Annotated in this window: 11 protein-coding genes and 1 pseudogene; 5 read left to right on the top strand and 7 right to left on the bottom strand. The window is 63.5% G+C overall.

The window, feature by feature from the left end:
- Window positions 1-41 precede the first annotated feature (41 nt).
- The gene (locus ACP2YO_RS21765; protein ID WP_426442621.1) at window positions 42-764 is read right to left on the bottom strand and encodes a DnaJ domain-containing protein; all 723 of its coding nucleotides are present in this window, start codon (window positions 762-764) and stop codon (window positions 42-44) included.
- A gap of 126 nt (window positions 765-890) precedes the next feature.
- On the opposite strand from ACP2YO_RS21765, the gene ACP2YO_RS21760 reads away from it, so the two are divergent.
- Window positions 891-1,298 carry a DUF302 domain-containing protein gene (locus ACP2YO_RS21760; protein WP_426442620.1) on the top strand — a complete coding sequence of 136 codons (408 nt, stop codon included), beginning with the start codon at window positions 891-893 and terminating at the stop codon, window positions 1,296-1,298.
- 8 nt (window positions 1,299-1,306) lie between these two features.
- On the opposite strand, the gene ACP2YO_RS21755 is transcribed toward ACP2YO_RS21760, so the two are convergent.
- The 3 genes from ACP2YO_RS21755 to ACP2YO_RS21745 all read right to left on the bottom strand — a co-directional run bounded on the left by ACP2YO_RS21755 (window position 1,307) and on the right by ACP2YO_RS21745 (window position 4,199).
- Window positions 1,307-2,068, bottom strand: coding sequence for a VWA domain-containing protein (locus tag ACP2YO_RS21755; protein WP_426442619.1), 762 nt, complete (start codon window positions 2,066-2,068; stop codon window positions 1,307-1,309).
- Window positions 2,069-2,157: 89 nt separating this feature from the next.
- Window positions 2,158-3,102 (bottom strand): alpha/beta hydrolase family protein, encoded by a 945-nt coding sequence (locus ACP2YO_RS21750; RefSeq protein ID WP_426442618.1) that lies wholly within the window; start codon window positions 3,100-3,102, stop codon window positions 2,158-2,160.
- A 320-nt stretch (window positions 3,103-3,422) separates the two neighbouring features.
- The gene (locus ACP2YO_RS21745; RefSeq protein WP_426442617.1) at window positions 3,423-4,199 is read right to left on the bottom strand and encodes a helix-turn-helix transcriptional regulator; all 777 of its coding nucleotides are present in this window, start codon (window positions 4,197-4,199) and stop codon (window positions 3,423-3,425) included.
- Window positions 4,200-4,303: 104 nt separating this feature from the next.
- On the opposite strand from ACP2YO_RS21745, the gene ACP2YO_RS21740 reads away from it, so the two are divergent.
- Together ACP2YO_RS21740 and ACP2YO_RS21735 are read left to right on the top strand one after the other, a co-directional pair.
- Entirely contained in the window at window positions 4,304-5,401 is a 1,098-nt protein-coding gene (locus ACP2YO_RS21740) for an alcohol dehydrogenase catalytic domain-containing protein (RefSeq protein WP_426442616.1), read from the top strand.
- Window positions 5,402-5,501: 100 nt separating this feature from the next.
- Window positions 5,502-5,731, top strand: a pseudogene (locus tag ACP2YO_RS21735) (VOC family protein); the annotation flags it as partial.
- Between the two features lie 72 nt (window positions 5,732-5,803).
- Here ACP2YO_RS21735 and ACP2YO_RS21730 read toward each other — a convergent pair.
- Together ACP2YO_RS21730 and ACP2YO_RS21725 are read right to left on the bottom strand one after the other, a co-directional pair.
- Complete coding sequence (locus ACP2YO_RS21730) at window positions 5,804-6,727, bottom strand: division plane positioning ATPase MipZ (RefSeq protein WP_426442615.1); 924 nt, start codon at window positions 6,725-6,727, stop codon at window positions 5,804-5,806.
- The gene (locus ACP2YO_RS21725) at window positions 6,711-7,058 is read right to left on the bottom strand and encodes a hypothetical protein (RefSeq protein WP_426443564.1); all 348 of its coding nucleotides are present in this window, start codon (window positions 7,056-7,058) and stop codon (window positions 6,711-6,713) included. The genes ACP2YO_RS21730 and ACP2YO_RS21725 overlap by 17 nt, the downstream gene beginning before the upstream one ends.
- On the opposite strand from ACP2YO_RS21725, the gene panC reads away from it, so the two are divergent.
- The gene (gene panC / locus ACP2YO_RS21720) at window positions 6,958-7,809 is read left to right on the top strand and encodes a pantoate--beta-alanine ligase (RefSeq protein ID WP_426442614.1); all 852 of its coding nucleotides are present in this window, start codon (window positions 6,958-6,960) and stop codon (window positions 7,807-7,809) included. The genes ACP2YO_RS21725 and panC overlap by 101 nt on opposite strands.
- A 27-nt stretch (window positions 7,810-7,836) precedes the next feature.
- On the opposite strand, the gene ACP2YO_RS21715 is transcribed toward panC, so the two are convergent.
- On the bottom strand, window positions 7,837-8,328 hold the full coding sequence (locus ACP2YO_RS21715; protein ID WP_426442613.1) for a redoxin domain-containing protein: 492 nt from the start codon (window positions 8,326-8,328) through the stop codon (window positions 7,837-7,839).
- Window positions 8,329-8,409: 81 nt separating this feature from the next.
- Between ACP2YO_RS21715 and ACP2YO_RS21710 the strand changes: the two genes are divergently transcribed.
- Window positions 8,410-9,042, top strand: coding sequence for a TetR family transcriptional regulator (locus ACP2YO_RS21710; RefSeq protein ID WP_426442612.1), 633 nt, complete (start codon window positions 8,410-8,412; stop codon window positions 9,040-9,042).
- Window position 9,043: the final 1 nt, after the last annotated feature.

Raw genomic sequence — 9,043 nt, 5'->3', positions numbered from 1 at the left:
GAAGCAGCTCTCGGCTTGTGGCGTTTGTAGCGTTGCCGGAGTTAGAGATGCGTGCGCAGCAGAGTATCCTTGGCCTCGTTTACACGGGCAGCCAAGTACGTAGACCCCCCCTGGTCGGGATGCAGTTTCTTCATCAGGGTGCGGTGGGCCCGGCTGATCTCGTCACGCGTCGCCCCCGGCTGCAGGCCAAGGATCTGATAGGCCTCCTCATCAGTCATTTTGCCGGTCGCCGCCGCACGCCGCTGCCCCCCTGCCCGGTCGCCCTGCGCGTCCTGACGCCAGGCGGGAAACCGGCGGTCCAGATAGCTTTCAAGTAGCGCGACGCTCTCGGCATCGAAGCCAGGGACCATCGCCAGCAGTTGCGGCAGATCGAACTCGTCGAGCATGCGCCCGGCGTGCGGCCCGTCCACGATCTGGCCCTTGAGCACGCCGCTGTCGTGGTCGAGGCTCATCTCGAGATATTGCGAGCGCACCCGCGAGCTCTGTGCCGACGAAGGCTGCCTGCCGCCGAAGATGCTGCCGAAATTGGGAAAGCCTGTGCTCCCGAACGGCGACCAGCCGAGCAATCCCGCACCGAAGATGCCGAGCGGAATTGCGACTGCGAGTTCGCCCTTGACGCCGGTGAAGGCCGCAACCGCGAGCGCGAGCACGCCGCCCACGATCTTGACCATGCGCGCAAGCACAGCCGGATTGGCCGCACGAAACATCTGCAGCGCGGAGTAAATGACGACAACGGCGACGACGCCGGCAATCAGGGTTGGCATGGGCGGAATATAGGCGTCCCCGGCACAAAAAGCATGCGAAGCTTCGCCTAGCCGCAGCGTGAAGCGTTATGGTCAGGCACTTGCTCCAGATTGCCTGAAGCTGGACCGGAGCTGAGGGAGAACGTCATGGCAGTTGAGGGACTGGTCAGCCTGCGCAGCAGTTTCGGACCGAAGGAAACAACCGATCGACTCAAGGCCGGGTTGCAGGCACGCGGGCTCACCTTGTTCGCACAGATCGATCATGCCGCGGGCGCGGCCAGTGCTGGCCTGGCGCTCCGCCCGACCGAAGTTCTGATCTTCGGCAACGCCAAGGGCGGCACGCCGCTGATGCAAGCGGCGCAGACGATCGGCATCGACCTGCCGTTGAAGGCGCTGGTCTGGCAGGATGACGCCGATGACACCTGGCTTTCCTACAATGATCCCACGTGGCTGGCGCATCGGCACGGCATCACGGAGCAGACGAAGACGGTGGCGGCCAACATGTCGGGAATGCTGAGTGTGCTTGCAAAGGCGGTGACGTCAAGCGGAGCGTGACACCGCGCTCATTTCATCTGGCCGATCAGCGTGGCCGCGCGGCTCGCACTCTTTGCCAATTGCAGGAGCGCCTCACGACCGCCGGCGGCGTAGGCCGCGGCGGCACGCAGCAGCTCGCGGAGCTGGGCGGAGGCGCCCGGGTCGAACCTGCACCATGCTCCGCCGGTCAGGCGCGCGATCTCGCGAAACGCCTGCTCCGCGACAACGTCCTCGCCTTCCTGGAACATGAAAACCGGGACCTTGAGCAGGCCGAGCTCGCCGGCTTTGCGGCAGAGTTCGTCGACGCGCTCCTCCATCGCATCGCCGACGAACACGACTGCACGTACGCCGGCGGCGACCGCTTCGCGCCGCGCCTCCGACAGCACCTTGCCGATCTGTGTATTGCCGCCCTGACAGTCGATCTTGCCCATCAGCCGCGCGAGCTGCGCGCTATCGGAGATCCACCCGGTGGCCCGGCACTCGTTGAAGCCGCGATAATAGACGAGACGGATATCGAGGCTGCCGAGCGCGGCGGCCTCACGGAACATGTCCGCCTGCAGCGCGCACGCCATGTCCCAGGTCGGCTGCCGGCTCATGGTCGCATCGAGCGCAAACACCAGCCGGCCCCGCGCACCGGCACGGTGCGGCGACATCGCGTGCGCCTTGGCCACGAACGCGGCGATGTCGTCGGCGGTCGACGTCCGCGCCTCCGGCAGCGAGCCGGTCTTGCGCTCGTCAGGCGCCCCGCGCACGTCGTTTCCCGATGTCGGTTTGGTTGGCTCACCAGCCATTCGCGCTCGCCTCTTGCAGCAAGCACTATGTGGGCGGGGATTTCCGGTTGGTCAATGCGGCCAGGCAGACTGCCCGGCCCAAGGTGATATCAATTCGTGGCCGAGGACGCATCCTTCTCGGTCTTCTTGCCGGTCAGGGCCTGCTTGACCTTGTCGCCAAAGGTCTGGGGCTTCGGCTTCTCGATCGGCACGTAGAGCGAAACCGGACCGGGCTCAAGAATCTTCGGCGGTGAGTTCCTGGTGTCGACCGGTGCGACATCGCTGTCGGTATCCGCGAGGAATTTATCGAGCATGGCCTCGATTGAGATCTTGGCCTGGTCTGGCCCGGTGTCGCGCATATCGTTGTGCTGGAAGTTGGTGTTCACAACGGTGATGCCGGCCTTGTCGCACTCCTCCTGATCCGGCACGACGCCGGGATCGGGCTTGAACTGCGGGTCATGGGAGCGGAACGACAGGATCTTGAACCTACCGTCGGTCATGAACGGCACGCGCAGATTATCCAGCGTCACGACCTTCTTGATCTCGTCCGGATATTGTTTGGCGAAATACATCGCGATGTCGCCGCCGTTGGAATGGCCGACCATCGTCAGCTTGCTGTAGTCGGCGTTCGGCTCGACCTTCTTCATCTCTTCGACGGCGAATTTGATGTTGGTGATGCCCCGCTGATACTGCGGCAGGCGACCGACATAGATCTCGCCAACCTTGGTCACCATCGGCCCGTCTTGCGGCAGGTCGTTCTGGATGCTGATCGCCAGATAGCCGCGCGCCGCGAACACGTTCGCGAGGAAGGAATATTCGGTGAATTTAACGGTATTACCATGATTGAGGATCGCAACCGGCAGCCTGATCATGCCGGCGTCGGCCTGCATCACCTTATCGCGGCGCACCGCCACGTCGACCGCGACCACGCGATCATCGCGCGTCGGATCCTTGAACGTGATGGTTTCGTGACGGATCGCCCACTTGCTCGCGGTGAAGTAGGCGGCCGTGACCACCACGGAGAGAGAAAGCAGAACGGCAATTCCACGTTTCATGACGTCCTCAAGGCGCCCGCCAAACAGGGGCTATTTTTCGCCCGGAGACTCTTCGGCCTCCTTCTTCAGCATATAGGTCACAGCGACGTGACAGGAAGTCTAAATGTTGTGATTCCGCAGCATGTTCGTTGTGCGATGCACCTATACATTGTGCAGATGCACACACCTCCGGAAAATCGTACCTCCTGGAACCTACGACGCGGGCTCTCAACGTTGGGTTCGACATGTCGCTAAAAGTCGAGGGAAAACCCTGTCAGAGGCAGCTTTGTTCCGCTTTTTTGACAACTCTGTGGCCGAAATCCCCGCAGAACTACCGGGTTTCAGGGCGTCTCGGTGTAAATGATCAGCTTCAGCGCCGGGTCGTCATTGGCCTGAAAGCTCGCATATTCCAGGCTGAGGCGGCCGCGGCGGGGGTGCTTCAGCAGTTTCCGGCCGGCGCTGACGCCGCTGACATCATGCGCCCCCCACCATTCCTCGAATTCCGGGCAGCCCGCCCGCAGCCGCGCCAACAGGTCGCGGAACGCCGGATCTCCGGCCCAGAGATCGTGGGTGGCACGAAACTGGGCCACCATGCGCCTCGCCTCATTGGCCCATCCTGCGCCGAACAGGCGACGCGTCGCCGGGCTGGCCAGCACGCAGATCAGCACATTGCGATCCGCCTCCGGCAGCTTGCCAAAGGCGAATATGTCCTCAGCAGCGGCGTTCCAGACGAGAACGTCCCAGCGCCGGCCGGTGACATAAGCCGGCTGGTTCAGGCTCTCGACGGTGCGCCGGATCGCCGGCGGAACAATTTCCGGCACGAACGGCCGGCGATCGCCGTCGCGGGTCAGCGCGCGCAAATGGGCGTGCTCCGCCTTGGTCAGGCGCAACGCCCGCGCCAGCGCGTCGATCGTGGTCACGGAAGGACTGACCGAGCGGCCCTGCTCGAGACGGACGTACCAGTCGACGCCGATGCCGGCGAGTTCGGCGACCTCCTCGCGGCGCAACCCCGGCGTGCGCCGCCGCCGTCCGGCGGCAAGGCCGGCGAGCTTGGGCGTCAGTTTCTGCCGCCGTGACCGGAGGAAATCGCCGAGCTCACTTTGTGTCGTGCCGGCCATCACGATCCTCGCGTCAGAGGGGTTGAGTAATCCTAGGATAATACCAGGTCTTGTTGGCTGCAACGGGCCTGACGATCATGGCTGTCTCAACAAGGATGAGACAGATGAAAGCAGCAGTCTTGAAGTCATTCGGTTCGGCGCTCGCGATCGAGGAGGTCCCCGCCCCTCGCATCGGCACGGGCGAGGTCATCGTCGACGTGGTGGCGGCGCCGGTACTGTCCTACACCGACGAGGTGTTCAGCGGCGCCCGCAAATATCTGCTCAAGCTGCCGGCGGTGCCCGGCCCCGGCGGCATCGGGCGGGTGCGCGCCATCGGGCCCGACGCGACCCATCTCGCCGTCGGCGACTGGGTGTTCTGCGACCCCACCTTCCGCTCGCGCGACGACGTGGTCTCGCCCGACATCACGCTGCAGGGCTGGAGCGCGCGCGGCGAAGGCGGTCTCAAATTGCAGCGGCACTTTCGCCACGGCTCGTTCGCCGAACAGACGCTGCTACCGACCGAGAACGTCAAGCGGATCGGCGCGATCGACGCCGCCGATGCGCCGGCCTGGTGCGCGCTCAACACCTGCCTCGTGCCCTATGGCGGCTTCCTCGCGGCGCGGTTGCAAGCGGGCGAAACGGTGTTGCTCTCCGGCGCGACAGGCCATTTCGGCAGCGCCGCGGTCGCCGTGGCGCTCGCCATGGGCGCGGCCTGCGTGGTCGCGCCGGGCCGCAACGAAGCCGTGCTGGCCGATCTTGTCCGGCGCTTTGGGCCGCGCGTCCGTCCCATCAGGCTGAGCGGCAACGAGGACGGTGATCGGCAGCGCATGCGAGAGGCCGCGGGCGTCCCGATCGACCTTGTGCTCGACCTGATGCCGCCGTCGGTTACCACCACGACGGTGCGCGCCGCCGTGATGGCGGTGCGGCCTTACGGACGCGTGGTGCTGATGGGCGGCGTCGGGATGCCGGGCGGCGCCGGGCTCGACCTGCCTTACCCCTGGATCATGCGCCAATGCATCACCATCCACGGCGTCTGGATGTGTCCACCGGAGGCGACCTTCGGCCTCGTCAACCTGGTCCGTTGCGGTCTTTTGCAACTCGATCAGTTCGAGGTGACGACCTTCGACCTCGACCACGCCAACGAGGCGGTCGCGCACGCTGCCGCCAATGGTGGGCCGTTCAGGATGACGGTGCTGAAGCCGGACCAGCGCGTGCGCTCATAAACCTGGTGGCAGACGCAGCGGTGGCGCTTCCGGCTCAGGCCGGTGGCGAAATCGCCTGCAAGACGTCCTTGAAAACGCCGAACTGCAGCTTAAACGCTTGATCCTCCTGGCGAAGGCCATCACAGCGGATCAAACGCGACACATTGGTGATCAAGCTGGCGGGCGAGTGTTCCTCTTCCTGCACACGGACCATTTCTGGCGCGACTACGAGGCCTACCGCTCAAGGGCGTGCTGTTTCGGGAGGAACCGCGCATTGAGCCATACGGAACCGTTGCGGTCTTTGATGATCTCTATGGAAACCGCTGGAATCTCTTGCAGCTGACGCGATAGCTCTTGTCACGCCGCCATATGCAGGCAAGCGGACATCGGCGTGCCTGGCCCAAGCACCCCAACTTATGAGACCTAGCTGCCGATGATGTCGTGAACTTCGAGCGGCTTGTCGACCTGGCTGAACCATTCGGCCCGGTTGGCGGCGCGGCGCCGGCCACGCTCGTCGAGCGGCAGCTTGAGCTGGCGGAGCAGGCTCATGACCTCCTCGCGCGCGGTGACATGGCCCATGCTCGGGCGTCTGCCGAGCGTCACCTCGTCGATGTCGTCGAGCGCGGTCAGTCCGCGCGGAAAGAACTCGCGATAGACCACCCGCTCGGCAAAGCCGTCGACCGATCGGAACCCGAGCTGCAACGACAATTGCTTGAGGCCATCGGCGACCAGCTGCTTGTTGCGCGAGCCGAGCATCGACAGCCGGTTGCGAACCACGATCCAGTCGGTCGAGGCGCCGTCGAGCTGGCGGCGCTTGCGCCTGACGTCGCGCACCATCTCCGCATAATGGCTTTCGCCTGTGACCGCATAGGTGGCTGGATCGACCGTGCCCAGCACGTCGAAATCGAGGAAAGAGTCGTTGATCGGCGTCACCAGCGTATCGGCCATCGAATGCGCGAGCCGCATCAGATAGCTGTCCGCCCCCGGCGTATCGATGACGATGAAATCATAGGCGCGTTCCACCGCGCTCACCGCTTCCATGAACTGCTGGAACTCGGCGTTCTCGTTGTCCTCGATCTGCATCGTCTCGCCGTATTTGATGCAGGTGTGGACGGGGAGTTCGAGATCGAGCCCGGTGCGCCGCGCCCAGGCCCGGCGGTTGCCGATGTAACGGGTGAAGCTTTGCTGGCGGCAGTCGAGATCGATGCTGGCGACGCGCTGTCCGGCCTTCATCAAGGCGACAGCGATGTGCAGGGCGGTGGTCGACTTGCCCGAACCTCCCTTCTCGTTGCCCAGCACAACGACATGCGCGGAGCCGGATTGACCGTGACTAGCCTGCACCAACATGACTCAACCTCCGCGATATTTTCAAATCATGCGCGGCTATGGTCAAGTGAAATGCATGACAGATTGTCAAAATCAATTTCTGCCTCACCTTCATCATTAATCGGCCGAACGAGACCGCCGCGTCGATCGAACGACACCGGTTTGCCGTCAGCGCATCGGTCTTGGTAAACTGCGCCGCCCACCGAACGCCAACGTCGCTCACCCGCATTGCCAGAAGAAATCGAGCCCAGATGCCGAGAACCCCCATTGTCGTCCGCACCGTTCCCGCCCTTCGTCGCGCCGTCGACGCCCTTCGTGCCAGAAAGGCGACCGTCGCGTTGATCCCAACCATGGGAGCCCTCCATGACGGCCATGTGTCGCTGGTGCGGCTCGCCAAACGGCGCGCCAAACGGGTCATCGTTTCGATCTTCGTCAACCCGACGCAGTTCGCGCCGACCGAAGATTTCGGCTCCTATCCGCGCACCTGGAAGGCCGACATCGCCAAGCTCGCCGCGGAGGATGTCGACCTGATCTGGCACCCCGAGGTGAAGGCGATGTATCCCGACGGCTTCGCCACGCGGATCGTGCCGGAGGGGCCGGCCGCCGCCGGGCTGGAGGATCGCTTCCGGCCGCATTTCTTCGGCGGCGTTGCGACCGTGGTCGGCAAGCTGTTCACGCAATGCCGGCCGGACTTCGCCATTTTCGGCGAGAAGGATTTCCAGCAGCTCCGGGTGGTGACCCAGATGGCCGACGATCTCGACCTCGGCGTCAAGGTGATCGGCTCCAGGACGGTGCGCGAGCGCGATGGTCTCGCGATGTCCTCGCGCAACGTCTACCTCTCGCCAGAGCAGCGCCACGCCGCCCCCGAGCTCTATCGGGTGATGAAGGAAACGGCCGCCCGTCTGCGCGCCGGCGAGGACACCGCAACCGCGATGACCGCCGGCGCCGCTGACATCACCAAGGCCGGTTTCGTGCTCGACTATCTCGAGGCCCGCCACGCCGCCACGCTGGCGCCGATCGGATCACTGAAGGACGGCCCGATGCGGATGCTGGTGGCAGCCAAGCTCGGCGCCACGCGCCTGATCGACAACATCGCGGTCTAGAGCGGTGGGTGCCAGGTTTCCGGAGGCTTACTTGGCCTGCGACTTCATGAATGCGACCAGGCGAATCACATCGCCTGGAACAAGGCGACCAACAGCTCTGCTCGAATAGGTCGCGTTGACAATGGTTCCGTCCGGCGCCAGCACGAACCCCGTGGTCTCGAGGAAATGTCCTCGTGTCGGAAATTCGGTGTCGTAAGCGCCCGTCGCATCGACGATCGTCTCAAGGTTCGCAGAGTGCCCCATTTTGAAAGGGATGTTCTGCTTGGCGATGAACTCCCTGGTCGTCGCTTCGTCATCGACTGAGAAGGCCACGACCTTGATGCCTTCTTTGGCGAGCGCTTCGGACGCGCTCGTGAACGCCGCCATCTGCTCATTGCAGAACGGGCACCAGTGTCCGCGGTAGATTGTGATGACGCCGAATGATCCGGCGAGATCGCGCGGCAGGTTGAGGACGCCACCGCCGACAGCCGGGATCTCAAGATGCGGGAAAATCTGGCCGTTCTGTAGGTGCTGGGGCATTGATCCTTCCTTCCATCTGGACTAGCTAGTCCAATGCAGAGCCGAAAGTGGACTGTCAAGTCCATTTTGGGGGACTTTTGAATGCCCAGGGATATCAAGCAAAAGCGCACTTCTCTGACCCGGCGAGGGACGGCGACCAAACTGCGCATCGTCGAAGCTGCCGCCAAACTGGTCTATGAGAGCGGTGCGGAACGAGTGAGCCTCGACGAAGTGATGGAGGCCAGCGGCACCAGCAAATCGCAGCTATATCACTATTTCACCGACAAGGATGACCTGTTGCGCGAGGTGATCGCCTTGCAAACGAGCCGCATCGTGCAAGCCAATAACATCCATCTCGATCGGCTTGAATCCTTCGAAGGCTTGAGTGCATGGCGCGACATGGTGGTCGCTGCAAACCAAGCGGGGGGAGGTGTCGGAGGTTGTCCATTGGGATCACTGGCCAATGAGCTTTCCGCGCAGTCCGAGGAAACCCGAAATCTGCTCGATCGGAGCTTCGGAGCCTGGAGTGCCGTTATCGAAACGGGCTTGTCTCGAATGAAAGCGTCAGGGCACATCACACAATGTGCCGACACGAAAGCCATCGCCATTGCCGTGTTAGCCGCGATCCAAGGTGGCATTCTCCTGTCGAAATCAGCCCGCAATTCGAAGCCGCTGGAACTGGCCTTTGACATGGCGCTTGGTCACATCAAGCGCTACACAGCCTCGAAGCCATGAA

The sequence above is a fragment of the Bradyrhizobium genosp. P genome, assembly GCF_049949265.1.
Lineage (GTDB): Bacteria > Pseudomonadota > Alphaproteobacteria > Rhizobiales > Xanthobacteraceae > Bradyrhizobium.
The sequence above is the reverse complement of the archived record's forward strand: the minus strand, read 5'-3'. Positions and strand labels throughout refer to the sequence as shown.